The following is a 25,114-nucleotide window of genomic DNA, read 5'->3' as shown; positions in this document are numbered from 1 at the left end:
ACATTCGTCCCATGCGCCCCGAAAACGGGCGACACGCCGGGTGAAAGCGCCCCTGGAAGCCGGTAAATCCGCGAAATTCCGCGGAATCCGCGTATATTCGGGACCGGTCGAACGACCAACCGCGGGACGCGAGTCCCCGGGAACCACCCACGCTGTCGGCGGCGCGTCCGTCGTCCGCCGTCTGGAGGACAACCCTATGGCTGACAAGTCCATCACCAAGACCGAGCTCGTCGCGAGCATCGCCAGCGCCACCGGTCAGAGCCAGGCCGCCGTCTCGGGCGTGCTCGACTCGCTCTTCACGACCGTCTCCGAGGCCGTCGCCAAGGGCAGCAAGGTCTCGATCCCGGGCTGGATCGCCTTCGAGCAGGTCGACACCGCCGCTCGCACCGGCCGCAACCCGCAGACCGGCGAAGAGATCAAGATCGCCGCAGGCAAGCGCGTCAAGGTGACCGCCGGCTCGAAGCTGAAGGCCGCCGTCAAGTAATCGACGACGATTCACCGGAGGGGGATGCCGTACGGCATCCCCCTCCGTCGTTCCCGCCTGTGCCCGCGGTCCCGCGACCGCCGTAGGCTTGTCGGGTGGAATCCCGAGCGCAGCGCCTCGCCGGACCGGCGATCCTCGCTGTGTCGGCTCTCATCGTCGTCCTCATCGGCCTCGCGGCCGGCGGCGGAGCTGCTCCGCTGCAGCTGCTCGATCCCGGCCCGGTCGTGCGTTGGGGCCTTCCGATCATCAAGCTCGTCGTCAATCTCGCGGCCGCGGGAATGGTCGGGTCCCTCGTCGTCGCGCTCTTCGCGCTGCGAGCCGGCGAGCGCCCCTTCGACACGGCCCTCGACACCGCCTCGATCTCGGCGGCGGTCTTCACCGTCGCGAGCGCCGCGACGGCGTTCTTCACCTTCCTCAACCTCTTCGGCGCCGCGCCGAGCGCCGGCGTCGAGTTCGGACAGCAGCTGGGGCGCTTCCTCGTCGACACCGAGGCGGGGCGCGCGTGGCTGCTCACGACGATCGCCGGCGCCGTGCTCACCGTGCTCACCTTCGCGGTGCGCGGCTGGACCTCGACGCTGATCGTCGGCATCTTGGCGGCGGCATCCCTCGTCCCGATGGCGACGCAGGGCCATTCGGGTGCAGAGGCGAACCACAACATCGCCGTGACCGCCCTCGCGCTGCACATCGTGGCGGCGGCGGTGTGGCTCGGGGGGCTGCTGCTGCTCGTGGTCATCCGCCCGGTCGTCGACCGTGCCGACATGGTCTCGGTCGTCTCGCGCTACTCGAGCATCGCCCTCGCCGCGTTCGTCGTCGTCGCGGTGTCGGGCAGCGTCCGGGCGGCGGTGGCGGTCGTCTCGCCCGAGAACCTGCTGTCGCCGTACGGCGCGCTGCTGCTGGTCAAGGTCATCGCGCTGATCGGGATGGGGGTGCTCGGCGCCCTTTACCGCGGCCGTCTCATCGCGAAGCTCGCCTCGAGTGGGGCGGCCCGCATCTTCTGGCTGCTCGTCACGGTCGAGATCGTGTTCATGGGCATCGCGAGCGGGGCCGCCGCGGCGCTCGCCCGCACCCCGCCGCCGGTCGACACCACCCTGCCCGAGGAGCAGACGCCGGCGCAGGTGCTCACAGGCACCGTCCTGCCGCCCGAGTTGACGATCGACCGCTGGTTCACCATGTGGGACGTCGACCTGCTGTGGGTGTTCGTCGCCGGGTTCGGCCTGTTCTTCTATCTGGCGGGCGTGCTGCGGCTGCGGCGCCGCGGCGACCGCTGGCCGGTCTACCGCACCGCCCTGTGGGTCTTCGGTCTGCTCCTGCTGCTCTGGGTCACCTGCGGCCCCATCAACGCGTACCAGGACTACCTGTTCAGCCTGCACATGGTGGGGCACATGCTGCTGTCGATGGCGATCCCGCTGTGCCTCGTCGCGGGCGCACCGGTGACCCTCGCGGCGAGGGCGATCCGCAAGCGCGACGACGGCTCGCGCGGCGGACGCGAATGGATCCTGTGGGCGGTGCACACCCCCTTCTCGCGGGTCGTGACGCATCCGGCGTTCGCGTCGATCATGTTCATCGGCTCGCTCTGGGTCTTCTACTACACCGACCTCTTCCGGTGGTCGCTCTACGACCACATCGGGCACGAGTGGATGGTCGTGCACTTCCTCATCTCGGGCTACCTGTTCGTGCTGTCGCTCATCGGCATCGATCCGGTTCCGTATCGGATGCCGTACCCCTTCCGCCTGCTCACGCTCATCGCCGTGATGGCCATGCACGCCTTCTTCGGCATCGCGATCATGATGTCGTCGGGGCTCTTCGCTGCGGAGTGGTTCGGCTCGATGGGCCGGACGTGGGGGGCGACCCCGCTCGAGGACCAGTACATCGGCGGCGGCGTCGCCTGGTCGGTGGGCGAGATCCCCACCCTGATCCTCGCCATCACGGTCGCCATCCAGTGGAGCCGCTCCGACGACCGGATGCAGCGCCGTCGCGATCGACAGGTCGACCGTGCCGGCGACACCGAGCTCGACCAGTACAACGAGCGTCTCGCGGAGCTCGCCCGGCGCGACGCCGCCCGCAGCTGACGCGGGTCAGTCCTGGTCGGCCGAGACCTGGATGGATGCCGTGCCGTCGGGCAGGATCGTGATCGATCCGGTCAGGAAGAACTCGACGTCCTCCGACACCTCGTTCAGGCGGCCGTCGTAGAGCGAGCGGATGTCGACGTCGATGTGTGCGACGGCGCGGGTGCTCGGGATCGCCCACTGTGCCCCGTCCGGCACGACCTCGATCTCGGGGTTCTGCGCGATCGACCACTGCGGCGCGCCCTCGACCCGGTTGCGGACGAAGTATCCGAAGGGACAGCCGGTGGGCTGCAGCACCTGCTGCGTCGCGCACGAGGCGAGGAAGTCGTCGACGCGCTCCTGGACAACGTCGACGAACTCCTGCGTGGGCTGCGTCTGCAGGTCGACGGGGACGGCCTTCTGCGGCGCGTCGGAGAGCACCGCGACGCCCGGTGAGGTGGCCGTCGCGGTGTCGACCGAGATCGAGTAGGCACCCGGCGAGAAGACGAGCATCGACACGGGCACGAGCGGGTCGGCATCCGTCCCCTCCGGGGCGACCTGACGGGTGTCGAGCTCGAAGCCGTTCACCGAGAAGCGCGTGGCGCCCCGCACGGTGAGGTCGATCGCCGACAGGGGACTGTGCGCGAAGCGCCAGGCGGGTGCGACCCCGACCCAGCCGTCCTGCTCGACGTCGAACTGCGTGCGACCGCGATGCCCGTTGGCGAGGTACGTGACGGTGATCTCGGTGATGTCGCCGCGCACCCGCTCGCCGATGACCGACACCTCCGACAGCGGCGCCAGGGCCGCACGGCGCAGCAGCACCTCCGACGTCGTCGAGGGCAGGTCGGCGGCGGCGAGCTCGCCGGAGTCCATCGCGACGCCGGGCAGGAGCAGGGCGTCGGCGGCGCTGCCCGAGCTCAGCAGCGCGAGGTACCGCTCCACGAACGCGGCGGGGCTGTACAGGGCGCGGTACACGGCGACGCCACCGACGCCGAGCGCACCGAGGGCGAGCACGCTGAGGATACCGATCGCCGTGAGGTCGAGCGCGAGACGGCGGCGCCCGCGCTCGCTCCGCCGGGTGCGGCGACCGGGACGTCGCGGGGTGCGTCGCGCGGCGTCGGGCGCGCCCGACGGCTCGCCGCCGACCGCGGCATCCTGCGTCGTCTGCGCCTCGTGCACAGCACAAGTCTAGGAAGGCTCGCCTGTGGCTACCATGAATCGGTGACCTTGCCGCCTCTCTCCGCCGAGCAGGAGGCGTTGTTCCGTCGGATCGAGAGCACCCGCGACCACGTTTTCGTGACGGGTCGCGCCGGAACCGGCAAGTCCACGCTCCTGCAGCACCTCGCCTGGAATACCGACAAGCAGATCGCCATCTGCGCACCCACGGGCGTCGCGGCGCTCAACGTCGAGGGGCAGACGATCCACTCGCTCTTCCGGCTGCCGATCGGACTCGTCGCAGACAGCGAGCTCGAGCAGTCCGAGCCGACCCGCCGCATCCTCAACGCGATCGACACGCTCGTCATCGATGAGATCTCCATGGTCAACGCCGACGTCATGGACGCGATCGACCGGTCGCTGCGCCAGGCGCGGCGACGGCGGTCCGATGCGTTCGGCGGGGTGCAGGTCGTGATGTTCGGCGACCCGTATCAGCTCTCGCCCGTGCCCCCGCGGGGCGACGAGCTCAAGTACATCCGCGACCACTACCGGTCGTTCTGGTTCTTCGACGCCCAGGTGTGGGCCGGGCCGAAGGCGGATGCCGGCGCCATCCGGTCGGACGGTCTGCTCGACCTCGGGCGGGTCGGGGCGCCGCTGCACATCGCCGAGCTCGGCGAGATCCACCGCCAGGCCGATCCGGGCTTCAAGGACATGCTCAACGCCGTGCGCTACGGCGTCGTCACGGCGGACATCGCCGCCGCGCTCAACGCCGCGGGCGCCCGGACGCCGCCCCCGCCGACCGGCGACGAGCCGCCCGTGATCACGCTCGCGACCCGCAACGACGCGGTCAACCGCATCAACCAGCGTCACCTCGACGCGCTCACGGGGCCGGTGCAGACGGCGAAGGCCGATGTCAGCGGCGACTTCGGGCGCGGCGAGACGTCGTACCCGGCCGATCCCGAGCTGCAGCTCAAGGTCGGCGCGCAGGTGATGTTCCTGCGCAACGACGTGGCCGGCTACGCGGCTGACGGGCCGCGCTGGGTGAACGGCTCGATCGGGACGGTCACCCGCATCGCCGGCTCGTCGGTGCGGGTCGAGCTCGACGGCGAGGAGCACGACGTCGAGCCCGCGGTCTGGGAGAGGTTCCGGTACGCGTACGACCCGGCGTCGCGCAAGCTGACCCGTGAGATCGTCGCGGAGTTCACCCAGTTCCCGCTGCGGCTCGCGTGGGCCGTCACGATCCACAAGTCGCAGGGCAAGACGTACGACCGGGCCGTCGTCGACCTCGGGTCGGGCGCGTTCGCGCCCGGACAGACCTATGTCGCGCTGTCGCGCCTGACCTCGCTCGACGGCCTCTACCTGTCGCGGCCGCTCCGGCCGAGCGACATCCTGGTCGACAACGACGTGCGGCGCTTCATGGCCGCGGTCCGCGCCGCCGGCATGTGACCTCGTCCGCCGTCGCCGAGTCGACCCGGCAGCGCCGAACCCACCCGCTACGCGCGCGGCGCCCGAGGGGGCGGCGGGAAGGGGTGGGCTGGGCGCGACGGGGCATCGCGTGGCACGGGGTCCGCTCAGGCGACGACCGAGGCGTGCCCGCGGGCCTTGGCGGCGGCGAGGTCGGCGAACAGGTCGGTGTTGAACTGGTAGGCGACGAGCACCTCGTCGATCACCCGCTGCTGCTCGGCCTCGTCCCAGGGGGCCGCGTCGAGCTGGGCGCGGTAGCGATCCTTGAAGGCTGCCGGGTCGGCGATGTCGCCGAACAGGTAGAAGCCGATGCCGTTGGTCTCGAAGCCGAACTGACGCGCCATCAGCTTGCCGATGAAGAGCCCGCCCGACAGGTCGCCGAGGTAGCGCGTGTAGTGGTGGGCCACGAAACCGCCGGGCCACGTCGCCGCGACCTCGCGGATGCGGGCGACGTAGCGCTCCGTCGTCGGCAGGGGTGCGATCCGCTCGCGCCAGTCGGGACCGATCAGGAACTCGAGATCGATCTCGAGCGCGGGCAGGCGGGTGAGCTTGTCGCTGATGAACGTGGCGGCGACCGGGTCCATCAACATGCGGGATGCCGCATGCTCCAGGGCCTCGTAGATGAACCAGTGCTGCGCGACGAGGGCGACGTAGTCGTCGCGGGTGCCCTTTCCGCGCATGAGGTCGGTCATGAAGCCGGCGCCTTCGCTGCCGGAGTGCGCAGAGCTGGAGCGCTCACGGAGAGCGGTCGAGAACGGGATCGGTTCGGACATGGCCCGACAGTAGCACTTAGGTACAGCTAACCTGAAGGTTTTTCGGCGACCTCCTAACGAATTCGTAACGCCTAGTCGTGCGGTCGAGGCTCGACGCCGAGCCGTTCGCAGGCCGCGTCGTAGAGCGCGACGATCTCGCGACGCACCTCGCGGCGCTCGGAGATGGCGCCTCCGGGCCAGGCGACGCGGACCTCGCGAATGCCGCCGTCGGCACGCGTGGCCTGCCAGTCGCCGCCATCGCCGTCGAAGGAGGTCATCGTCGCGGACGCGGCGTCCGGCTCGCCGAACGCGCGCACGATGAGCAGATTGTCGTCGCGGTGATCGGCGTTCATGTGGCCCAGCACCCCGGAAACGGCATCGGCGTCGAAAGCGTGTGTCATGCGTCCCACCCTAGGTTCGCGGGATGCGGCAGAGCGGTGTGATTCACTTGAGGCATACATCAGGGGGTGGCTGAAGGATGCGTGCGAGTCGACGCCGTCGGAGCGCGGGAATCGCCGCCGCGCTGACCCTCGCGCTCGGGCTCTCCGCGTGTGCTCCCAGCGCGATCGACACCGTCTCGGCGCCGCCGCAGGTCGAGGCTGACCTCGGTGGCGACACGCAGGCGCAGCTCGTCGCCGCCGTCGAGCGCGCGATGGCTCTGACCGGCTCCGCCGGCGCGATCGCCGGTGTCTGGGTGCCCTGGTCGGGGGAGTGGGTGCAGGCGTTCGGCACGAATCCCGACGGCTCCGCGGTGACCACGACCGACGCCTTCAAAGCGGGACCGGTCACGCGTGCGATGACGTGCGACGTCCTCTACGGGATGGCGGACGACGGCATCGTCGACCTCGACGACCCGGTCACGACCTGGATCGTCGGCTTCCCCGCGACCCCCGTCGTGACCCTCGAGCAGCTCTGCGACAGCACGACGGGTCTCGGCTCGTATCAGCCCCGGCTGCAGGCGCGATGGGAGGCGAATCCGACGCGCCCGTGGGCGCCGCACGAGCTGCTCGCGTACGGGCTCGCCGCGTCGCCGCCGACCGGCGCCGGCACCTTCGTCAACTCCGACGCCGGGTACGTGCTGCTCGGCATGGCGCTCGAGCGTGCGTCCGGCGACACCGCCGCGGAGCTCTTCCAGCGCTACGTGTTCGCGCCGCTCGAGATGACCGAGTCGTCGCTGCCGCTGCGCACCGCCGAGGTCGGTCTGAGCGGCACCCAGTCGGTGCTCACCCCGGAGGGCGCGCCGGACTGCGCGACGGCGGTCGACCTCACTTCGCTCTCACCGTCGGCGGGCTTCACCGCTGCCGGTGCCGTGACGACCGCAGGCGACCTGGGGCGGTACGTCCGGGCGCTCGCGACGGGTCTGCGCCCGTTCGACGGCGACGACCGGTTCGGCTCACCGATCCCCGTGGGCGAGGGGGTCCCCACCTGGTACACCGTCGACGGCGGCACCTTCCAGGCCGGAACGCTCGTCGGGCAGTACGGGGCGGTGCCGGGCTACCAGACGGTCGCCTTCGCCGACCGCGACACCGGCCTCACCGTCGTCGCCGTGCTCAACAACTCCCGTGCCTCCGCCGAGGCGATCCGCGTGCTCGGCTGGCAACTCGCGGCCATCGCGTCGAAAGCTCCCGCGGTCGCCGGTGAGACGGCACCGCCCTCCGGCCTGCCCTGGACGCCCGAGCAGATGGACGGCGACCTCGCGTCCGTCGCCATCTGCCCCGTGCCCTGACGCCACCCGTCGCGCGCGCATCGCCCCGGATGCTGCGCTTCTCGACATCCGTCAGTACAATTGCACATTGCACCTCTTCATAGGCTCCACCGCTCGACCGCTCGACTGCCCCGCACGACCGATCGGAGACCGACCCATGACCGACCGCAAGCCCTGGCACGGCGTCAACCTCGCGACGACGCTGCCCTTCCACGACGACCTGTCCGTCGACTACGACGCCTACGCCGAACTCGTCGGCTTCGCGACGCGCAACGGTGTCACCGGCATCATCCCGAACGGCTCGCTCGGCGAGTACCAGACGCTCACCGAGGATGAGCGCAAGCGCGTGTTCCTCACCGCCGTCGAGGCCGCGCCGGGCTCCGCCGTCATCCCCGGGGTCGGAGCGTACGGCGCCCTCGAGAGCGTGCGCTTCACGGAGCACGCCGCCGAGAACGGAGCTCCCGCCGTGATGCTCCTGCCGCCCAACGCCTACCGCGCGAGCGATGACGAGGTCGTCGATCACTACCGCCGCGTCGCGGCCGTGGGCCTTCCGATCCTCGCGTACAACAACCCGATCGACACGAAGGTCGACCTGCGCCCCGATCTGCTGGCCCGCCTGTTCGACGAGGGCCTCATCGTCTCGGTCAAGGAGTTCTCGGGCGACGTCCGACACGCGTACGAGATCCGCGAGCTCGCCCCGGGACTCGACATCTCGATCGGGTCGGACGACGTCGTGTTCGAGCTCGGCCTCACGGGGGCCGTCGGCTGGGTCGCGGGCTATCCCAATGCCATTCCCGCGGCGACGGTCGAGCTGTACACCCTGTCGACCTCCGACGATCCGAGCGACTGGGTACGCGCGCGGGAGATCTACCGCGACCTGCACCCGCTGCTGCGCTGGGACTCGAAGACCTGGTTCGTCCAGGCCATCAAGCTCTCGCAGCAGGTGGCCGGAGTCCTCGCCAGCACCACGACGCGTCCGCCGCGCCTCGCCCTACCCGACGAGGTTGCCGCGCGTATCATCGCCGACACCGAGGCCGTGCTGAGCAAGGGCTACCGCTGACCGACGGCCCCGCTGATCCCCCGGGGATCTCAGCACCACCCGCCCGACGACCGAGAGGCTCCGCATGCGAACGACGCGCGTCTTCCATGCCGTCGACTCCCACACCGAGGGGATGCCGACGCGTGTGATCGTCGGCGGCGTGGGCACCCTGCCCGGCGCGACGATGGAGGAGCGCCGACAGCGGTTCATGGCCGAGAACGACGGACTGCGCCGGCTGCTGATGAACGAGCCGCGCGGTCACAGCGCGATGAGCGGCGCGATCCTGCAACCGCCCACCCGGCCGGACGCCGACGTCGGCGTGCTCTACATCGAGGTGTCCGGCTGTCTGCCGATGTGCGGACACGGCACGATCGGCGTCGCCACGGTGCTCGTCGAGACCGGCATGGTGCCCGTGGTCGAACCGGTCACCACGATTCGCCTCGACACCCCGGCGGGACTCGTCGTCGCCGAGGTCGAGGTGGCAAACGGGCATGCGGAGCGGGTGACCATCCGCAACGTACCCTCGTTCGTCGTCGCGCTCGGCCGCTCGATCGATGTCCCCGGTTTCGGGCCGGTGACCTACGACCTGGCCTTCGGTGGGAACTTCTACGCGTTCGTGCGTCTCGCTGAGCTCGGCCTGCCGTTCGAGCGCGGGCGCAAGGACGACCTGCTGCGCGCGGGGCTGGCCATCATGGCCGCGGTCGACGAGGCCGACAGCCCCGTGCATCCGATCGACGACACCATCCGCGGCTGTCACCATGTGTACCTCGAGGCGCCGGGATCGACCGCGCGGCACTCGCGGCACGCGATGGCCATCCACCCCGGGTGGTTCGATCGGTCGCCCTGCGGCACCGGCACCAGCGCCCGCATGGCGCAGCTCCACGCGCGCGGCGAGCTCGCGCTGCACACCGACTTCGTCAACGAGTCGTACATCGGCACCTCGTTCACCGGCAGGCTGGTCGACGAGACGGAGGTCGCCGGCATCCCCGCCGTCGTGCCGACCGTCACCGGCCGGGCGTGGGTGACCGGCACCGCCCAGTACATGCTCGACCCGTCCGACCCCTTCCCGGAGGGGTTCGTCCTGTGAGCGCGCCCGAGGTCCGGAACGTCGTGCGGCTCGACAAGCAGCCCAGCATCCGTGCGACCGTCACCCGCGCGCTCCGCGCGGCCGTCATCAGCGGCGAGCTGCAGCCGGGTCGGGTGTACTCCGCGCCGAGCCTGGGCGAGCAGTTCGGCGTCTCGGCCACTCCGATCCGCGAGGCGATGCTCGATCTCGCCCGCGAGGGGCTCGTCGTCACGATGCCCAACCGCGGCTTCCAGGTCACCGAGGTCTCCGAGAGCGACCTGCGCGAAGTGACCGAGCTGCGCCTGATGCTCGAGCCGCCCGCCGTCGAGCGTGCGACCCCGCGCGTCCCGGCCTCGGCGCTGCCCGATCTCCGGCGCAAGGCCGCGGCCATCGTCGCGGGTGCGGAGTCGGGCGACCTCGTCGAGTACCTCGCTGCCGACAGCGACTTCCACCTCGCACTGCTGCGGTACGCGCACAACGCCCGCCTCGTCGACCTCGTCGCGGGCCTCCGCTCGCAGACGCGCCTGTTCGGACTGGCGGGACTGCACGAGCAGGGGCGCCTCGTCGCCTCGGCCCACGAGCACGACCTGATGCTCGACGCGATCGAAGCCGGCGATGCGGCAGCAGCTCGCGACCTCGTGCACCGGCACATCGAGCACGTCCTGACCGACTGGTCGGGTCGGGCGCCGTCGCGCCCGGATCCCGCGGGCGGGGGCGTCGGCGCGTGACGGATCGCCCCGGACGTCCCGACGTCCTCGTGATCGGGGCCGGCATCGTCGGCGCCGCCGTCGCGCAGGCCGCGACCGCCGCCGGGTTCTCGGTCACGGTCGTCGAGCGCGGCACGATCGCGGCCGGCACGACGAGCCGGTGCGAGGGCAATCTCCTGGTCTCCGACAAGGAGGTCGGTCCCGAGCTCGAGCTGGCCCTGCACTCGCAGCGGATCTGGCGCGGCCCCCTCGCCGAGCACGCCGCGCTCTGGGAGTTCGAGGCGAAAGGCGGGCTCGTGGTGGCCGCGAGCGAGGCCGGCAAGACGGCCCTCGACGCGCTCGCCGACCACCAGCGCTCGCTCGGCATCCGCGCCGACGACGTCCCCGACATCGTGGCGCTCCACGGCGTCGAGCCGTACCTCAATCCCGCGATGGCGGGCGGGGTCTTCTACCCGGAGGACGCCCAGGTGCAGCCGGTGCTCGCCGCGCACCATCTCTTGCGACTCGCCCGCGTCCGCGGGGCACGACTGATGACGGGGGTGACGGTCACCGGCATCCGCACCCGCTCGGGCCGGGCGATCGGTGTCGACTCGAGCGCGGGCGTCATCGACGCGGGCGTCGTCGTGAACTGCGCCGGACCGTGGGCGGGTGAGATCGCCGCGCTCGCCGGGCTCGAGCTGCCCGTGCTGCCGCGGCGGGGGTTCGTCCTGGTGACCGAGCCGGTGCCGGTGACGGTGCGGCACAAGGTGTACGCGGCCGACTACGTCCAGAACGTCGCGTCGTCGGATGCTGCGCTGCAGGTGTCGTCGGTCGTCGAGGGCACGCCCAGCGGCACGATCCTGATGGGGGCGAGTCGGGAGCGGGTCGGCTTCGACACGTCATTCTCGACCGAGGCCGTCGGCCGCGTGGCGCGCGCGGGCGCCGAACTCTTCCCCGTGCTGGCCGACGTGCAGATCCTGCGCACGTACTCGGGATTCCGGCCCTATTGCCCGGACCACCTGCCGGTCATCGGTCCCGACGCCCGCCTTCCCGGGCTCTGGCACGCCGCCGGACACGAGGGCGCCGGCATCGGACTCTCCGTCGGCACGGCCGCTCTCATCGTGCAGGCGCTGCGCGGCGAGCCGACCGACCTTCCGCTCGACGCGTTCCGGCCCGAGCGATTCGCGGAGAGGGGCGCCGCATGAGCCCGGACACGGCGAGCGAGGACGCCTTCCGCTTCGACGGCCGGACTGTGCCGTTCCGCCCCGGGCAGACGGTGGGCGGCGCGCTCGCGGCATCCGGCGTCGTGTCGTGGCGCACGACCCGCGGCGGCGGTGAACCGCGCGGCCTCTTCTGCGGCATCGGGGTCTGCTACGACTGTCTGCTCAGCGTCGACGGCCTGCGCTCGCAGCGCGCCTGCGTCACTCGCGCGCGGCCGGGGCAGGATGTCCGCAGCGACGACCCCGACGCGCCCCTCCCGGCGCCCACGGCGAGGTCGGCGCCGCGGCCGGCGCCCGAGGGGACGGACTCGTGAGCGTCGCGGACGGGGCGGTCGAGCCGGCCGCTGCCGGCGTCCCCGCAGACCTCGCGGTCATCGGGGCCGGCCCGGCGGGGCTCTCCGCCGCCGTGGTCGCCGCGGAGGCCGGTCTGCGGGTCGTGCTCGTCGACGCCGGAATCCAGACGGGCGGGCAGTACTGGCGCCACCCCGACGAGTGGCACCTCGACGCGTTCGCCGAGCCCGAGCACACCGGGCACCACCACTGGGCTCGTTACCGGGGGCTGCGGGAGCGGCTCCGTCGACACATCGACGCGGGACGCATCGTCCACCGCGCCGGGAGGCAGGTGTGGCGGATGGACGGCGACGCGCGGTCCGGGTTCCTGCTGCGGACGACCGCGGTCGCCGGTGCGGATGCCGCGGCTGTCGACGATCGCGCGATCCGCGCCGAGCGGGTGGTCCTCGCGCCCGGCGCCTACGACCGTCAGCTGCCGGTGCCGGGGTGGACGCTCCCCGGCGTCATGGCGGCGGGCGGTGTGCAGGCGATGCTCAAGGCCGACCAGGTCGCGGCCGGGCGCCGCGCCGTCGTCGCGGGGACGGGGCCGTTCCTTCTCGCGGTCGCCGCAGGGCTCGTGCGGGCGGGCGTCGAGGTCGTCGCCGTCTGCGAGGCCAATGCGCTGTCGCGCTGGGCGGTGACGCCGCTGCGCGCGCTGCAGGAGCCGGGCAAGCTCGTCGAGGGAGCCGGGTACGCGGCGGCGTTCGTCCGCCACCGCATCCCGGTGCGCACCCGCACCGTGGTGACGGCGGTCACGGGGGAGGGCCGCGTGACCGGCGCGACGATCGCACGCGTGGACAGCGCCGGACGGGTGCGACCGGGCACGGAGCGCACCGCCGACGTCGACCTCGTCGCCTTCGGCTGGGGCTTCACCCCGCAGATCGAACTCGTGGTGGGTGCCGGCGCCGAGACCCGCATCGACGTCGACGGGTCGCTCGTGGCTGTCGTCGACGTCGACCAGCGCACGAGCGTCACCGGGCTGTACGCCGCCGGCGAGGTGACCGGCATCGGCGGTGCCGTGCAATCGTGCGCCGAGGGTGAGCTGGCCGCCCTCGCGGCGGCCGTCGACGCGGGGCTCGCGATTTCCGCCGCGACGGCGCGTCGGCTGCGTCGGCGGCTCGCGCGCGGTCGGAGCTTCGCCGTCGGGATGCACCGGGCGAGTCCCGTTCCCGAGCAGTGGGCGACCTGGCTTCGCGACGACACCCTCGTCTGCCGGTGCGAGGAGGTACCGCTGTCGGCGGTCCGCGCCACCGTGACCGACCTCGCCGCCGACGACGCGCGGGACGTGCGCGTGACCGCACGGCCGGGAATGGGCATGTGCCAGGGGCGGGTGTGCGGCTTCGCGCTCTCCTGCCTCGTCGCGCACGAGACCGGGCGGACCCGACGGGCGGTCGACGTCGAGCCTCTCGTCCGTCGGCCCATCGGCACACCCGTCCGCGTCGCGGATCTCGCCGCGCTCGCGGAGCCCGCTGGCCCCGCAGACCTGTCTCCCCGGAAGGAACGCTCATGAGCACCGCAGCAGCCCCCACCACCGCGACACCCGTCGCCGACACGCCGATCGCCGAGCTCGACGCCTTCCTCGGCCTCGCCGTCGATGCGTCGACCGCCTGGCGCGCGGCGACGATCGCGGTGCGCGGCGAGGCGCTGCGGGCCGTGGCCGAGGGGCTCGATGCGCGTGCGGACGACCTCGTGCTCCTCGCGCGTCGGGAGACCCACCTGACCGAGGCGCGGCTGCGCGGCGAACTGACCCGCACGACATTCCAGCTGCGGCTGTTCGCCGACGTGCTCGCCGAGGGTTCGTGGCTCGACGCGCGCATCGACCACGCGGTCGCCGACTATCCCATGGGGGCGCCGCGTCCCGACATCCGGCGTCAGCTCGAGGGCATCGGCACGGTCCTCGTCTTCGCGGCGAGCAACTTCCCGTTCGCGTTCTCCGTGGCCGGCGGCGACACCGCCAGCGCACTCGCGGCGGGCAACGCGGTCGTCCTGAAAGCGCATCCCGGACACCCGCATCTCTCCGACCTCACCGGCGAGATCGTCGCCGCGTCCCTCGCCGCGGCGGGAGCACCCGCGGGCATCTTCACGGTCGTGCACGGCATCGACGCCGGTGTGCACGCCCTGCGGCATCCCGACGTGCGTGCCGCCGCGTTCACCGGCTCGATCGCCGGCGGGCGAGCGCTCTTCGACATCGCGATGTCACGTCCCGAGCCCATCCCGTTCTACGGCGAGCTCGGCAGCGTCAACCCGGCCTTCGTGACGCCGGGGGCGGCCCGGGCGCGCGCGACGGAGATCGCGGAGCAGTTCGTCGCCTCCGTCACCGGCAGCGCGGGCCAGCTGTGCACCAAGCCGGGGCTGCTGCTCGTGCCGGCGGGGTCGGCTGTCGTCGACGCGCTCACCGCGACGGTGCTGCCGGCGCCGGCGCCGCTGCTGAACTCCTCGATCGCCGCCGGCTTCCGTCGTTCGGTCGACGCCACCGCCGCGCACGACGGCGTGGGGCCGCTCGTGGGGGCGCGGGGCGCGGACGGCGCGCCGACCGTGCACGTGGATGCGGAGGGGGCGGATGCCGGGGACCCGGCGCCGGTGCTGCTGCGGACGACCGCCGCCGCCGTCGTGGCCGACCCCGACGCCCTCGTCTCGGAGATGTTCGGGCCCGCCGCGCTCGTGGCCGAGTACGACGACGAGTCGGAGCTCGTGGCCGTGGCGAAGCTGCTCGACGGCCAGCTCACCGCCACGATCGTCGGGGACGAGGGCGACGCGGTCGCCGCCGAGCTGCTCCCCGTGCTGGCGACGAAGGCCGGGCGCGTGTTGTGGAACCAGTGGCCGACCGGGGTGTCCGTGACGTGGGCGCAGCAGCACGGTGGCCCGTACCCCGCGACGACGGCGGTGGGGGCGACATCCGTCGGAACGGCCGCCATCACCCGGTTCCTGCGCCCCGTCGCGTACCAGAACGTCCCCGACGTCCTGCTGCCCGCTGCTCTCCAGGACGCCAACCCCCTCGGCATCCCCCGCCGCATCGACGGCGTCCTCCAGCCCTGACCCCCGCCGGCCCCGCCGGTCCCCGCCGGGTCCCGTCGACTCGCCAAGATCTGCGGATGTCGGCACGCCCGGATCCGCAGATCTTGGCGAGTCGACGGAGGGGGCTAGCGGGGGCGGGGGGCGAGGTGCTGGGCGCCGACGGCGGCGCGGGTGGCGCTGAGCGCCGCATCGAGGTCGGGGTAGCGCAGCTGGGCGACGCGGATGAAGACGAAGTCGGCGACGGCGAGCTGCGCCATCCGGCTCGCGAGCGCCGCCGCCCGCAGCGTCGCCTCGCGCGCCGGGGTCCGCAGCGTCGCGGATGCTGCACGGGCGAGGGGGGAGTCGGTGTCGTTCGTGATGGCGACGGTGAAGGCGCCGGCGCCCGCGGCGACCTCGACCGCGTGCAGCACGTCGATCGTCCCGCCGCTGAACGAGAACGCGATCGCGGTGGTGCGATCATCGGCCAGTGCGGCGTGGACGAGCTGCACGTGGGTGTCGTGCGAGCTCAGGCACATGATGCCGATGCGCTGCAGCTTCTGCGCCAGATCGGCCGCCGCGAGCCCCGAGGCACCGACGCCGAAGGTCACGACGCGGTCGCTCTCCGCGATGGCGTGAGCGATGCGCTCGAGGGCGTCGAGGTCGAGCATCCGTCCGGTCTGCTCGATCGTCCGCGCCTCGTGGAACGCCACCTTCGCGACCATCTCGGCGGGGGTGTCCGAGGGGTTCAGCTCGCCCTCGGCGATGTTCGAGCGCTCGAGCTCGACGGCTCGCCGAGACACCTCCTGCGCGAGCTCGACCCGGAATGCCGGGTACCCCGCGAAGCCGAGGCTCTTGGCGAACCGCACGACCGACGCCTGCGAGACGGAGGCGCGCTCCGCGAGAGTCGTGACGGTCGCGCTGACCGCCGACGACGGGTCGTCGAGTACCGCCTGCGCGACCTGGACCTCGGCGGGGCGCAGGCGCGGGATGATCGCTCGGATCGCTTCGAGGACGTCGCCGTCCATGTGCCTCCTCGGGAAGTCGATTCAGTCTTCCACAGCTCTTGACAAAAGATTCCTCAAAGTCCACTGTGTCTGAAAGAAAGTGCCACGACCCGAGGAGCTTCTGTGACCACCGCGCATCCGACGCCGGCGACGGAGACCGCCAACCCGCTCACCGGCGGCCTCGACGCCATGTCCGTGACCGAGATCCTCCGTGTCATGAACGACGAGGATGCCGGTGTCCCCGTCGCCGTTGCCGTCGCCGTCCCGCAGATCGCACGAGCCGTCGATCTCGCGGTGGCCGCGATCTCGTCCGGCGGTCGACTCGTCTACCTGGGCGCGGGAACGAGCGGCCGTCTCGGCGTGCTCGATGCCGCCGAGTGCCCGCCCACCTTCGGCACCGATCCCGACCAGGTCGTGGGGCTCCTCGCCGGCGGGCACCAGGCCATGTTCCGCGCGGTCGAGGGTGCCGAGGACTCTCGGCAGCTGGGTGTCGACGACCTCGTCACCATCGGGCTCACCGACCGCGACGTGGTCGTCGGGATCGCCGCGTCCGGCCGCACCCCCTACGTGCTGGGCGCGCTCGACCACGCACGCGCGGCGGGCGCGTCTACCGTCGCCATCTCGTGCAGCCCGGACGCCGAAATCAGCGGCCATGCGGATGTCGCGATCGAGATCGACAACGGCCCCGAGGTGCTGACCGGCTCGACGCGATTGAAAGCCGGGACGAGTCAGAAGCTCGTGCTCAACATGATCTCGACGGCCACGATGGTGCGGCTCGGGAAGGTCTACGGCAACCTCATGGTCGATGTCCGGCCCAGCAACGAGAAGCTCGTCGCCCGCGCCCGGCGCATCGTGCAGGCGGCCACCGACTGCGACGCCGAGACCGCGCGCCGGGCCCTCGATGACGCCGACGGGCACGCCAAGACCGCGATCGTCGCGATCCTCTGCGGCGTCGACGCCGAGACCGCGCGCGACCGCCTCATCGCCGGCGCCGGCTTCGTCCGCGAGGCCGTGCGCCCCCGCACCTGACGCCACAGACCCCTACCCAGCCCCGCCCGGCCGCGACCCAGCCGGTCCCCACTTCACCACCCCGCTCCGCACCCGCGTCATCCCGAACCCGACCCGTCCGCCGGAAGGACTCACCGTGGACTACCCCGAACTCAGCCAGGAGATCCTGCCGCTCGTCGGAGGATCGCAGAACATCGCCTCGTACACGAACTGCATGACGCGGCTGCGACTCAACCTGCACGATCCGTCGCAGGCGGATGTCGCCGCGCTCCGGCGCCTCACCGGCGTCATGGGCGTCGTGGACGGGCCGCAGCTGCAGGTCGTCGTCGGTCCCGGTCACGCTCAGCGCCTGCGCGACGCCTTCGCCGAGGTGGTGGACGCCCCCGCCGCGGCCCCCGTGGACGACCCGGCGGACGAGGTCGCCGACATCGCGGCAGCTGCGGCGGGGAGCCGGGCCGCGGGCGCGCGGGCTTCCGGCGCAGGCGAGCCCGTCGACGCGGCGACCGACCTGCGCACGCTGCAGCAGCAGAACACGCAGAAGGTGAAGTCGCGGCACACCTCGCGCGTTCACGGGCTCTTCCGGCACATCGCGAACATCTTCGTGCCCATCATCCCGGGGTTCATCGCGTGCGGACTCGTCGTGGCCATCGGCAACATCTGGAAGCTCATCGACCCGAGCGTCGCGACCAACGCCTGGTTCCTCGTCTTCGCGGCACTCGGCACGATCGTGGTCGCCTCGCTCAACCTCATCGTGGGACTGAACACGGCGAAGGAGTTCGGCGGCACCCCCGTGCTGGGCCTCATCGCGGGTGCCATCTCGTACCTTCCGGCGCTTGCCGGGATCGCCGCGACGACCGCCGCCGACGGCACGGTCACGCCCGCGCAGCCGCTCGTGCTCCCGCTCTTCGGCGAGCTCAAGCCCGCGCTCGGCGGCATCATCGGCGTGATGGTCACGGCCTGGCTGTTCACCGTGATCGAGAAGTGGATCCGCAAGCGCGTGCCGGCCTGGGCCGACCTGTTCGTCGTGCCGGTCGTGACGCTGCTCGCCGGCGCCGTCATCTGCATCTTCGTGATCATGCCGATCTCCGGTCTGCTCATGCAGGGCATCAACTGGCTGCTCATCGACTTCGCCCTCGAGCGCGGTGGCGTCGTCGGCGGATACCTGCTGTCGTCGCTGTTCCTGCCGCTCGTCATGCTCGGCATCCACCAGGGGCTGACGCCGATCCACGCCCAGCTCATCACGGACCACGGCTTCACCGAGCTGCTGCCGGTGCTCGCGATGGCGGGCGCGGGCGAGGTCGGCATGGCGATCGCGATCTTCCTGAAGACCAAGAGCACCCGGTTGAAGAACATCATCCGTGCCGCTCTACCCATCGGAGTGCTGGGGGTCGGGGAGCCGCTCATCTACGGCGTCTCGCTGCCACTGTTCTACCCCCTCATCACCGCGTGCCTCGGCGGCGGATTCGGCGGCGCCTTCGTGGCCTTCGGCATCCAGGCGACGGGTGGTTTCGGGGCCGGGGCGCTCGGCCTCTCGGGCGTGCTGATGACCGCCGTCATCACCGACGGTGCGTGGCTCTGGTACGTCGGGGGCCTCGTCATCTCGTACATCATGGGCTTCGTCCTGACCTGGTTCTTCGGGTTCAAGGAGCACATGGTCGAGCGGCTCGGCTGAGACAGGGAGCCGCCGGATGCTGTTCTCGATCTATCCCACCGACGCCGCACGGACGCGGCGGGACGTCATCGATCAGGTGCTCGCGACGACCGCGGCCGCGCCGGGCGGTTCCGCGGGCTCCGGAGACCCCGTCGACGGGCGGATGCTGTTCACGTCGCTGCATATGGTCGACACCGGTGAGCTCGCAGCGTTCGGCGACGTGCTGCGCGCGGCGCACGACGACGACCGACTGACGTTCTGCGCCGACGTCTCGCCGGCCGCGCTCGAACACGTCGCGGGGGGCGACGAGGGGTGGAGCTGGCTCGCTCGCCGCGGCGTCACGATGCTGCGGCTCGACTACGGGTTCGACGCCGACGAGATCCGTCAGGTCGCCGAGGCGTCGGGGTGCCGCATCGCCGTCAACGCCAGCACCGTCGACCAGCGGTTCCTCGACGACCTCGCGGGGCTGCCGGTCGTCGGGTGGCACAACTTCTATCCGCGGCCCGAGACCGGACTGACCGAGCGGTTCCTCGTTGCGCAGTCGCGGCTGTTCCTCGATCGGGGGATGCCGGTGCTCGCGTTCCTCCCCGGCGAACGCGAGTGGCGCGCGCCCCTGCACCTCGGCCTGCCGACGCTCGAGGAGCAGCGGCACCGCAACGCCTGGCGTTCGTACCTGCAGCTTCGGCGGCTCGTCCCCGAGGCGGTCGTCGTCTGCGCCGAGGGTGCGGTGGCCGACGACCACGCTGCGTGGATCGCCGAGTTCGAGCGCACCGGCGCGGTGACCCTGCCGGTCGTGGGGCTGGACGCCGCGGCATCCGTGCTGCTCGATCGGCCCTGGCGGCTGCGGGTCGAGGAGGCGGCGGCATCCTTCCGGCTCGATGAGACACGCGGCGGCATCCGACCGTCGCGCGTTCGCAACGCGGATGTGCGCGAGCGGGGCAGCCTGCAGGTCGACCTCGAGGCCTATGGGCGGTATCGGGGCGAAGTGCACCTCATGCGAGCGGATCGTCCTCTCGACGCCGGGCAGGCTCGCATCGGCGAGGTCGCCGCGCCCTATCGGGGCATCGTCGACGACCTGCGTCCCGGTCAGACCGTGCGCCTCGTCCCCTTCGAGGCCTGAGGGCCTCGCGGCCGGCGTCGACTCGCCAGGAATAGCTGGTTTGGGGCGCCCGGCATCCGCAGTTCGTGGCGAGTCGACGGATGGGTCGGGGCTAGCATCGGGCGGGTGCAGAACGAGCGGCGGGTGCCGGGGGAAGCGGGCGAGGAGCAGCTCGCGGGCGGCAACGCGAGCGGGAGCGTCGTCCGCGTCGGAGACACGGTGCGCAAGGCGTGGACGGCGTCGACCCCGAGCGTCGTCGCGTTCGTCGACGCGCTCCGGGTCCAGGGGATCGACGCCCCGGAGCCGCGGGGCCGCGACGAGCGGGGCCGGCAGGTCACGGAGTTCGTCGACGGCCCGCTCGCGATCGACGCGGGGCCCCTCGACCGGGCGCAGCTGCACCGGGTCGGCGCGATGGTGCGCCGCATCCACGATGCCGCTGCCGAATTCACCCCCGCGGACGACGCGCGGTGGGAGACCGCGATCGCCGCTCCGGGCGCCGAACTGGTCTGTCACAACGACCACGCCCCGTGGAACCTCGTGCTGGGCGAGCGCTGGGTCTTCATCGACTGGGATGCCGCGGCGCCGAGCACGCGCGTGTGGGACCTCGCGTACGCCGCGCAGTCCTTCGCGCTCGGCGACCCCGGCGATGACGTGGACGTCGCCGCCGGACGCCTGCGCGCCTTCGTCGACGGCTACGGCGCGTCCGCCGTACTGCGCGGCGCGCTGCCCGACGAGATGACCGAGCGCGTCGCCGCGATGCACGCGCTGCTCGAGACCTCGCATCGAGCCGGACGCGAGCCCTGGGCGACGATGTTCGTCGAGGGGCACGGCGCATACTGGGCCGCGGTCCACGACTTCGTGGACCGGCATCGGCTCGCCTGGGCTCGAGCGCTGTCCTGACCCGCCCGGCCTCCGCCCTCCGCCCCGGGCCTCCGCCCCCATCGTCGACTCGCCACGTTCTGCGGATGCGCGGGCTCCCGCATCCACAAGATCTGGCGAGTCGACGGGGGACAGAGGAGGCTGGCGGCGCCGGGAGACAGCGCGTAGCGTTCGGGCATGCCCGCACCGGTGCCCTACGTCCACTTCGGCGGCGACGCCGCCGAGGCCCTGCGCTTCTACCGATCCGTCTTCGGCGGCGACCTGCAGCTCCACACCTTCAGCGATTTCGGGCGGGATGACGGCGACGCCGACCTTATCGCGCACGGAGAGCTGCGCGGCGCGGTCGACCTGTTCGGCGCCGACGCGGCCGCCGGCGAGGACGTCGCGCCGCGCCCGGCCGGCATCCTGCTCGCGCTGCTCGGCGCGGCCGACGAGCCCACCTCGCGCGCGTGGTTCGACGCGCTCGCGGCGGGCGGCACGGTGGTCGACCCGCTGCAGCTCCGGGGGTGGGGTGACTACGACGGCCAGGTGCGCGACCGCTTCGGCCTCACCTGGCTCATCGGCTTCACCCCCGCCTGACCCGCCGCCCCGCCCCGCCCCGCACCGCACCGTCGACTCGCCAAGAAAGGCGGGTCCATCAGCCCCCACACCCGCAGAATCTGGCGAGTCGACCCCATAGCGGGGCCGTCAGGCGTCGGGGGTGCGACGGGGGGCCGGGAGGGCGTCGAGCAAGAACTCGTCGAAGCAGGCGCGCAGTTCGTCGGCCATGTCGAGCGTCGAACGGTCGAGCAGCCATTGGATCTGCAAGCCGTCCCACACGGCGATGGAGCGCGCCGCGGCGCTGGCGATGTCGACCCCCGTGCGCAGCCCGCCGTCCGCGGCGATGACCGAGAGCGCGTCGACGACGATCTGCCGGGACTGCTCGTAGCGACGGCGGAAGTAGTCGTGCGCCGGATGGTCCGGCGAGGTCGACTCCGCGGAGAGCGTGCAGAACAGCTCGATCACCCCGGGGATCGTGGCGTTGTAGTCGGCGAGCGCGACGAGGTCCGCCAGCGACTCGCGGCCCGAGTGCGCACCGAACTCGAACTGGGCGCGCGCGAGCTCGTCGCGGTGGTCGAGCACGGCGAGCAGCAGCTCGGCCTTGTTGCGGAAGTGGTGGAGCAGCCCTGCCTCGCTCATGTCGACGCGCTCGGCGATCTCCCGCAGCGACCCGCTGCGATAGCCCGCCCCCGCGAAGACGGCGAACGCGGCGTCCAGGATGAGCGTTCGCGTGCGCGCGCTCTTCGCGTAGGGACCTCGGGCGGTGGTGCGGGGCGTTTTTGTTGCGCTCGGCATGTTTTCATCCTCCCGTCCCGCGGCGTGCGCTGTCGACCGCCCTCGCGAACCGGATGTCGGCACCGCGGCCGAACCGCGGGGATCAGCCGCCGGGAATCGCGAGCGGGTGACCAGGGCTTGCGGCGGGCTATGCCTCCGGATCCGTGCTGCCGATCGCGGCCTGGAGGGACCGGATGGCGGTGCCGACGGCCCCGCGCGCCAGGAGCCCGCCCGCCGCGAGCGGCCCGGACGGGTGCTCGCCGACGCGGGGGAGGAGAGCCAGGGCGGAGCGCACGTCCGGGGGCATCCGTTCGATCTGTCGCGCGACCTCGTCCCGAAGGGCACCGGGCTGTGCGAGCTCGGCCGCCGCGGCCGCGTAGCCCGCCGCCCCGAGAGCGTGGGCGCCCATATGCGCCACGCCGGCAGCCTGAGCGGCGGAGCGTGCCGCGGCGATCGCGGCAGCATCCGACGCCGTCGTGGCGGCTCGCCCGGCAACGAACCGTCGGCGGATCTCGCCCGCCGAGTCGAGCTCGCCCCGGGCGTAGGCGCGAGCCCGGGCGATCGCGTCGCGGGGCCGGTCGTCGTCCGGCGCCGCTGCCTCGAAGAGCGGCAGCACGTGATCGGCGCAGTCCGCGGCCCACGCCGCGACGAGACGGCGGTCGTGCTCGGTGAGCGACTGGGGGGAAGCCATGCCGCTCAGCCGCCCACGCGGAGGTCCATGCCGGGGCTGTCGCCGGGAGCCTCCGGGTGGTGCAGGGGACTGTGTCGCCACGCGGCGCCGTCGCGCTCGTAGACGACGCGGACGTGCCGGCGATCTGCGGCACCCTGCCAGAACTCGACTCGGTCGGCCTCGATGCGCCAGAGGGCCCAGTCGCCCGGAGCGACGCCCCGTCGAGCCTCCGCTGATCGGGCGGCGAGGTCGGCGGCCGTGTCTGCCGCGGTCGCCTCCGAGACGGCACCGCGCACCCGCACGGCCCGCATCAGGGGCTGCCACCAGAAGTCGAGAGCGGCGGCGGGGTTGGCCGCGAGCTGCGCGCCCTTGGCCGAGGATCGCGTGCTCGCGAAGGCCCATCCCCGATCGTCGAGGTCTTTGAGGATGAGGGTGCGCGCGTCGGGGCGGCCGTCCGCGTCGGCGGTCGCGAGCGTCGCCGCGTGCGGCTCGGGAACGCCCGCGGCCGCCGCCTCGCGGATCCAAGCCTCGAAGAGCGCCGCCGGCGAGGCGGGCAGTGCGGAGACGTCGAACGCGGGCGGCGAGCCGGTCAGCGACGGCTGCGACCGCAGCCAATCGCCCAGAGCAGAGGTCATACCCTCATCCTGTCGGATGCGACGTCACCGGATCTCGCGAGCCCGGTACACCCGCCCGGCGAGGAATGCTCCGACGAGCAGCCCGCCGAGGCCGACACCGATCGCCGTCGCGATCACCGCACCGACCGGGACGGTCAGTTCCGAGGTGATCTCGACCGCGCCGGTGAGCTGGTTGAGCCAGAGGAGCGCGGCGACCACCAGGGCGGGGGCGTAGGCGACCAGACGCCCGCGGGTGTAGCCGACGCGGAACAGCACCGGCAGCTGCAGGGCGAGCGCGAGCCCGACGAAGGCGAACCCGGCCGCCAGCGCGACCGCGACGAGCCCGAGGAGCCCCGCGGGAAGGGGATTGCCCCGAACCGAGGCCACGCCCACCGTCGTCACGATCGCGACGACGCAGCAGATGACGTAGTAGATGACGAGCGCAGTCGTCCGACCGGCGACGACGCGCGCACGCGAGATCGGGAGGATGCCGTAGAGCGTGTCGAGACCGCCGCGTTCGTCCGACAGGAACGGAGCGGAGATCATGAAGGAGGTGACGAACGCTGCGGCGAGCACGGCGGTGCCCGGAACCGGAACGGCGACCCCGACGACGATGATGAATGCGAGCGGCAGCAGGCTCTGCTTGCGGGGCAGCCAGGTCTGCAGGTCGAAGCGGGTGAAGGCGACGGTGCTCATGCGGGGGTCCTCTCGTTCGCGGCGGCGAGATGGATGACGATGTCGTCGAGGCTGGCGGAGTCGATCACGACGTCCGCGCCGAAGTCCGCCGTGTCGGCGGCTCGGATCAGACCCGACCACTGCGCGCCCGATGTCTGAGGTCCGATCAGCCCGGACCGGGGCACCGGTCCCGCGCCGCGGGCCACGGCGAACTCGTCGCGGGTGTCGGGCAGGGTGCCCTGGTGCGCGATCCGCCCGTCGACCACGACGACCAGGTCGTCGGCCAGATCGTCGAGGTCGGTGGTGATGTGGGTGGAGAACAGGGTGGCGTTCTCGGGCGAGACCATGAACTCGCGGATCACGTCGACGATCTCCCGACGCGAGGCGGGGTCGAGTCCGCTCGACGGCTCGTCGAGCACGAGCAGGCGCGGATGCTGGGCCAGCGCGGTCGCGAGGGCCAGCTTGACGCCCTGACCGCGCGAGAGGTCGCCGACGCGACGCTCCCGCGGAACGTGCAGCCGGTCGAGCAGGTCGACGAAGCGCGCCTCGTCCCAGCCGGCGTAGAACGGGGCCAGCCGTCGTCCGATGCTCGCCACGCGCCACTCGGGTGCCGCCGTGGGCCGGTCGAGCACGACGCCCGTGCGTACCCGGGCCTCGGGTGCGCCGGCGGGGTGTCCGAGCACTTCTGCGGTGCCGCCATCGAGGGCGACGAGACCGAGCAGCGCGCGGATGATGGTGGTCTTGCCCGCCCCGTTCGGTCCGACGAGGCCGACGACGCTGCCGCGCGGGAGGCGCAGCGAGACGTCGGCGACCTCGAAGGACGGCCGGTGGATGCGGATGCGGTCGAGTCGTGCCAGGTCGTCTGTCATGAGTCCCTCCAGGTCTCATCGATCAGTCGGTGGATGTCGTCGGATGTCAGCCGGGCGTCTCGCGCGGCGGCAAGGAGCTCCCGCAGCGCGGCGTCGACACGGCCGCGGAGGGCCGCCGTCGCCCTCTGCGGATCGACGTCGAGGACGACGAAGCCGCGGCCGTGCTCGTTGCGCACGAGTCCTTCCGCGACGAGGTCGTTGTATGCGCGGGTGATCGTGATGACGCTGACCCGGAGGTCGGCCGCGAGCTGTCGCAACGACGGCAGGGTCGTTCCCGGCGCAGCGTCGCCCGCGAGGATCGCGGCGCGGACCTGCCCCTTGACCTGCTCGTAGATCGGTGTCGACGAGTCGGTGGAGAGGACGATCCTCAACGTGTCACCTGCTGTATATA

General features: G+C 72.2%; 26 protein-coding genes. 16 read left to right on the top strand and 10 right to left on the bottom strand.

Annotated elements, in window-relative coordinates:
• Positions 1-196: 196 nt before the first annotated feature.
• Positions 197-484: an HU family DNA-binding protein gene (locus BLT21_RS08005; RefSeq protein ID WP_036304753.1), complete on the top strand. Its 288-nt coding sequence runs from the start codon at positions 197-199 to the stop codon at positions 482-484.
• A gap of 95 nt (positions 485-579) precedes the next feature.
• Positions 580-2,553: a bifunctional copper resistance protein CopD/cytochrome c oxidase assembly protein gene (locus BLT21_RS08000; RefSeq protein ID WP_091500913.1), complete on the top strand. Its 1,974-nt coding sequence runs from the start codon at positions 580-582 to the stop codon at positions 2,551-2,553.
• 6 nt (positions 2,554-2,559) lie between these two features.
• Here the strand turns inward: BLT21_RS08000 and BLT21_RS07995 are convergent, their stop codons facing one another.
• Complete coding sequence (locus tag BLT21_RS07995; RefSeq protein WP_256335992.1) at positions 2,560-3,708, bottom strand: hypothetical protein; 1,149 nt, start codon at positions 3,706-3,708, stop codon at positions 2,560-2,562.
• A gap of 42 nt (positions 3,709-3,750) precedes the next feature.
• Here BLT21_RS07995 and BLT21_RS07990 point away from each other — a divergent pair, with 42 nt between their 5' ends.
• Positions 3,751-5,130, top strand: coding sequence for an ATP-dependent DNA helicase (locus tag BLT21_RS07990; RefSeq protein WP_091500912.1), 1,380 nt, complete (start codon positions 3,751-3,753; stop codon positions 5,128-5,130).
• 125 nt (positions 5,131-5,255) lie between these two features.
• Here the strand turns inward: BLT21_RS07990 and BLT21_RS07985 are convergent, their stop codons facing one another.
• A complete protein-coding gene (locus BLT21_RS07985; protein ID WP_091500911.1) occupies positions 5,256-5,921 on the bottom strand; it encodes a biliverdin-producing heme oxygenase in 666 nt (221 codons plus the stop codon).
• Positions 5,922-5,992: 71 nt separating this feature from the next.
• The gene (locus BLT21_RS07980; protein WP_091500910.1) at positions 5,993-6,301 is read right to left on the bottom strand and encodes a DUF2470 domain-containing protein; all 309 of its coding nucleotides are present in this window, start codon (positions 6,299-6,301) and stop codon (positions 5,993-5,995) included.
• 77 nt (positions 6,302-6,378) lie between these two features.
• Between BLT21_RS07980 and BLT21_RS07975 the strand changes: the two genes are divergently transcribed.
• The 8 genes from BLT21_RS07975 (at position 6,379) to BLT21_RS07940 (ending at position 14,982) form a co-directional block, all read left to right on the top strand.
• Positions 6,379-7,626, top strand: coding sequence for a serine hydrolase domain-containing protein (locus BLT21_RS07975; protein WP_091500909.1), 1,248 nt, complete (start codon positions 6,379-6,381; stop codon positions 7,624-7,626).
• Between the two features lie 136 nt (positions 7,627-7,762).
• Positions 7,763-8,665, top strand: a complete 903-nt coding sequence (locus BLT21_RS07970) for a dihydrodipicolinate synthase family protein (protein WP_091500908.1) — start codon at positions 7,763-7,765, stop codon at positions 8,663-8,665.
• A gap of 64 nt (positions 8,666-8,729) precedes the next feature.
• On the top strand, positions 8,730-9,731 hold the full coding sequence (locus BLT21_RS07965) for a proline racemase family protein (RefSeq protein WP_091500907.1): 1,002 nt from the start codon (positions 8,730-8,732) through the stop codon (positions 9,729-9,731).
• The gene (locus BLT21_RS07960) at positions 9,728-10,438 is read left to right on the top strand and encodes a GntR family transcriptional regulator (RefSeq protein WP_091500906.1); all 711 of its coding nucleotides are present in this window, start codon (positions 9,728-9,730) and stop codon (positions 10,436-10,438) included. The genes BLT21_RS07965 and BLT21_RS07960 overlap by 4 nt, the downstream gene beginning before the upstream one ends.
• Positions 10,435-11,601 (top strand): NAD(P)/FAD-dependent oxidoreductase, encoded by a 1,167-nt coding sequence (locus BLT21_RS07955; protein ID WP_091500905.1) that lies wholly within the window; start codon positions 10,435-10,437, stop codon positions 11,599-11,601. The genes BLT21_RS07960 and BLT21_RS07955 overlap by 4 nt, the downstream gene beginning before the upstream one ends.
• Entirely contained in the window at positions 11,598-11,930 is a 333-nt protein-coding gene (locus tag BLT21_RS07950; protein ID WP_091500904.1) for a (2Fe-2S)-binding protein, read from the top strand. Before BLT21_RS07955 ends, BLT21_RS07950 begins: the two co-directional genes overlap by 4 nt.
• Positions 11,927-13,456, top strand: coding sequence for an FAD-dependent oxidoreductase (locus BLT21_RS07945; protein WP_091500903.1), 1,530 nt, complete (start codon positions 11,927-11,929; stop codon positions 13,454-13,456). The genes BLT21_RS07950 and BLT21_RS07945 overlap by 4 nt, the downstream gene beginning before the upstream one ends.
• Entirely contained in the window at positions 13,453-14,982 is a 1,530-nt protein-coding gene (locus BLT21_RS07940) for an aldehyde dehydrogenase (NADP(+)) (protein WP_091500902.1), read from the top strand. The genes BLT21_RS07945 and BLT21_RS07940 overlap by 4 nt, the downstream gene beginning before the upstream one ends.
• Before the next feature lie 104 nt (positions 14,983-15,086).
• Here the strand turns inward: BLT21_RS07940 and BLT21_RS07935 are convergent, their stop codons facing one another.
• Positions 15,087-15,965, bottom strand: a complete 879-nt coding sequence (locus tag BLT21_RS07935) for a MurR/RpiR family transcriptional regulator (protein ID WP_091500901.1) — start codon at positions 15,963-15,965, stop codon at positions 15,087-15,089.
• 102 nt (positions 15,966-16,067) lie between these two features.
• Here BLT21_RS07935 and murQ point away from each other — a divergent pair, with 102 nt between their 5' ends.
• The 5 genes from murQ (at position 16,068) to BLT21_RS07910 (ending at position 21,160) form a co-directional block, all read left to right on the top strand.
• Entirely contained in the window at positions 16,068-16,973 is a 906-nt protein-coding gene (gene murQ, locus BLT21_RS07930; RefSeq protein ID WP_256335991.1) for an N-acetylmuramic acid 6-phosphate etherase, read from the top strand.
• 115 nt (positions 16,974-17,088) lie between these two features.
• Positions 17,089-18,624: a PTS transporter subunit EIIC gene (locus BLT21_RS07925; protein ID WP_091500900.1), complete on the top strand. Its 1,536-nt coding sequence runs from the start codon at positions 17,089-17,091 to the stop codon at positions 18,622-18,624.
• 16 nt (positions 18,625-18,640) lie between these two features.
• Complete coding sequence (locus BLT21_RS07920; protein ID WP_091500899.1) at positions 18,641-19,723, top strand: MupG family TIM beta-alpha barrel fold protein; 1,083 nt, start codon at positions 18,641-18,643, stop codon at positions 19,721-19,723.
• A gap of 105 nt (positions 19,724-19,828) precedes the next feature.
• The gene (locus tag BLT21_RS07915) at positions 19,829-20,602 is read left to right on the top strand and encodes a phosphotransferase (protein WP_256335990.1); all 774 of its coding nucleotides are present in this window, start codon (positions 19,829-19,831) and stop codon (positions 20,600-20,602) included.
• Between the two features lie 156 nt (positions 20,603-20,758).
• Complete coding sequence (locus tag BLT21_RS07910; RefSeq protein WP_091500898.1) at positions 20,759-21,160, top strand: VOC family protein; 402 nt, start codon at positions 20,759-20,761, stop codon at positions 21,158-21,160.
• A gap of 108 nt (positions 21,161-21,268) precedes the next feature.
• Here the strand turns inward: BLT21_RS07910 and BLT21_RS07905 are convergent, their stop codons facing one another.
• The 6 genes from BLT21_RS07905 to BLT21_RS07880 all read right to left on the bottom strand — a co-directional run bounded on the left by BLT21_RS07905 (position 21,269) and on the right by BLT21_RS07880 (position 25,094).
• A complete protein-coding gene (locus BLT21_RS07905) occupies positions 21,269-21,916 on the bottom strand; it encodes a TetR/AcrR family transcriptional regulator (protein WP_091500897.1) in 648 nt (215 codons plus the stop codon).
• A gap of 127 nt (positions 21,917-22,043) precedes the next feature.
• Positions 22,044-22,586 (bottom strand): putative immunity protein, encoded by a 543-nt coding sequence (locus BLT21_RS07900; RefSeq protein WP_091500896.1) that lies wholly within the window; start codon positions 22,584-22,586, stop codon positions 22,044-22,046.
• A 5-nt stretch (positions 22,587-22,591) separates the two neighbouring features.
• Positions 22,592-23,200 carry a pyridoxamine 5'-phosphate oxidase family protein gene (locus BLT21_RS07895; RefSeq protein WP_091500895.1) on the bottom strand — a complete coding sequence of 203 codons (609 nt, stop codon included), beginning with the start codon at positions 23,198-23,200 and terminating at the stop codon, positions 22,592-22,594.
• Between the two features lie 24 nt (positions 23,201-23,224).
• Complete coding sequence (locus tag BLT21_RS07890) at positions 23,225-23,875, bottom strand: ABC-2 transporter permease (protein ID WP_091500894.1); 651 nt, start codon at positions 23,873-23,875, stop codon at positions 23,225-23,227.
• Entirely contained in the window at positions 23,872-24,723 is an 852-nt protein-coding gene (locus tag BLT21_RS07885; protein ID WP_091500893.1) for an ATP-binding cassette domain-containing protein, read from the bottom strand. The genes BLT21_RS07890 and BLT21_RS07885 overlap by 4 nt, the downstream gene beginning before the upstream one ends.
• The gene (locus BLT21_RS07880; protein WP_256335989.1) at positions 24,720-25,094 is read right to left on the bottom strand and encodes a GntR family transcriptional regulator; all 375 of its coding nucleotides are present in this window, start codon (positions 25,092-25,094) and stop codon (positions 24,720-24,722) included. Before BLT21_RS07880 ends, BLT21_RS07885 begins: the two co-directional genes overlap by 4 nt.
• Positions 25,095-25,114 lie beyond the last annotated feature (20 nt).

This window comes from Microbacterium sp. cf332 (assembly GCF_900102175.1).
In the GTDB taxonomy this organism is placed as follows: Bacteria; Actinomycetota; Actinomycetes; order Actinomycetales; family Microbacteriaceae; genus Microbacterium.
The sequence above is the reverse complement of the archived record's forward strand: the minus strand, read 5'-3'. Positions and strand labels throughout refer to the sequence as shown.

What these genes read in the sequence shown, in the direction of transcription:
- BLT21_RS07980 (WP_091500910.1), bottom strand. Translation starts at nt 6,301, where the DNA reads ATGACACACGCTTTCGACGCCGATGCCGTTTCCGGGGTGCTGGGCCAC.
- BLT21_RS07965 (WP_091500907.1), top strand. Translation starts at nt 8,730, where the DNA reads ATGCGAACGACGCGCGTCTTCCATGCCGTCGACTCCCACACCGAGGGG.
- BLT21_RS07900 (WP_091500896.1), bottom strand. Translation starts at nt 22,586, where the DNA reads ATGGCTTCCCCCCAGTCGCTCACCGAGCACGACCGCCGTCTCGTCGCG.
- BLT21_RS07985 (WP_091500911.1), bottom strand. Translation starts at nt 5,921, where the DNA reads ATGTCCGAACCGATCCCGTTCTCGACCGCTCTCCGTGAGCGCTCCAGC.
- BLT21_RS07910 (WP_091500898.1), top strand. Translation starts at nt 20,759, where the DNA reads ATGCCCGCACCGGTGCCCTACGTCCACTTCGGCGGCGACGCCGCCGAG.
- BLT21_RS07920 (WP_091500899.1), top strand. Translation starts at nt 18,641, where the DNA reads ATGCTGTTCTCGATCTATCCCACCGACGCCGCACGGACGCGGCGGGAC.
- BLT21_RS07940 (WP_091500902.1), top strand. Translation starts at nt 13,453, where the DNA reads ATGAGCACCGCAGCAGCCCCCACCACCGCGACACCCGTCGCCGACACG.
- BLT21_RS07905 (WP_091500897.1), bottom strand. Translation starts at nt 21,916, where the DNA reads ATGCCGAGCGCAACAAAAACGCCCCGCACCACCGCCCGAGGTCCCTAC.
- BLT21_RS07895 (WP_091500895.1), bottom strand. Translation starts at nt 23,200, where the DNA reads ATGACCTCTGCTCTGGGCGATTGGCTGCGGTCGCAGCCGTCGCTGACC.
- BLT21_RS07970 (WP_091500908.1), top strand. Translation starts at nt 7,763, where the DNA reads ATGACCGACCGCAAGCCCTGGCACGGCGTCAACCTCGCGACGACGCTG.
- BLT21_RS07975 (WP_091500909.1), top strand. Translation starts at nt 6,379, where the DNA reads ATGCGTGCGAGTCGACGCCGTCGGAGCGCGGGAATCGCCGCCGCGCTG.
- BLT21_RS07885 (WP_091500893.1), bottom strand. Translation starts at nt 24,723, where the DNA reads ATGACAGACGACCTGGCACGACTCGACCGCATCCGCATCCACCGGCCG.
- BLT21_RS07890 (WP_091500894.1), bottom strand. Translation starts at nt 23,875, where the DNA reads ATGAGCACCGTCGCCTTCACCCGCTTCGACCTGCAGACCTGGCTGCCC.
- BLT21_RS08005 (WP_036304753.1), top strand. Translation starts at nt 197, where the DNA reads ATGGCTGACAAGTCCATCACCAAGACCGAGCTCGTCGCGAGCATCGCC.
- BLT21_RS07950 (WP_091500904.1), top strand. Translation starts at nt 11,598, where the DNA reads ATGAGCCCGGACACGGCGAGCGAGGACGCCTTCCGCTTCGACGGCCGG.
- BLT21_RS07935 (WP_091500901.1), bottom strand. Translation starts at nt 15,965, where the DNA reads ATGGACGGCGACGTCCTCGAAGCGATCCGAGCGATCATCCCGCGCCTG.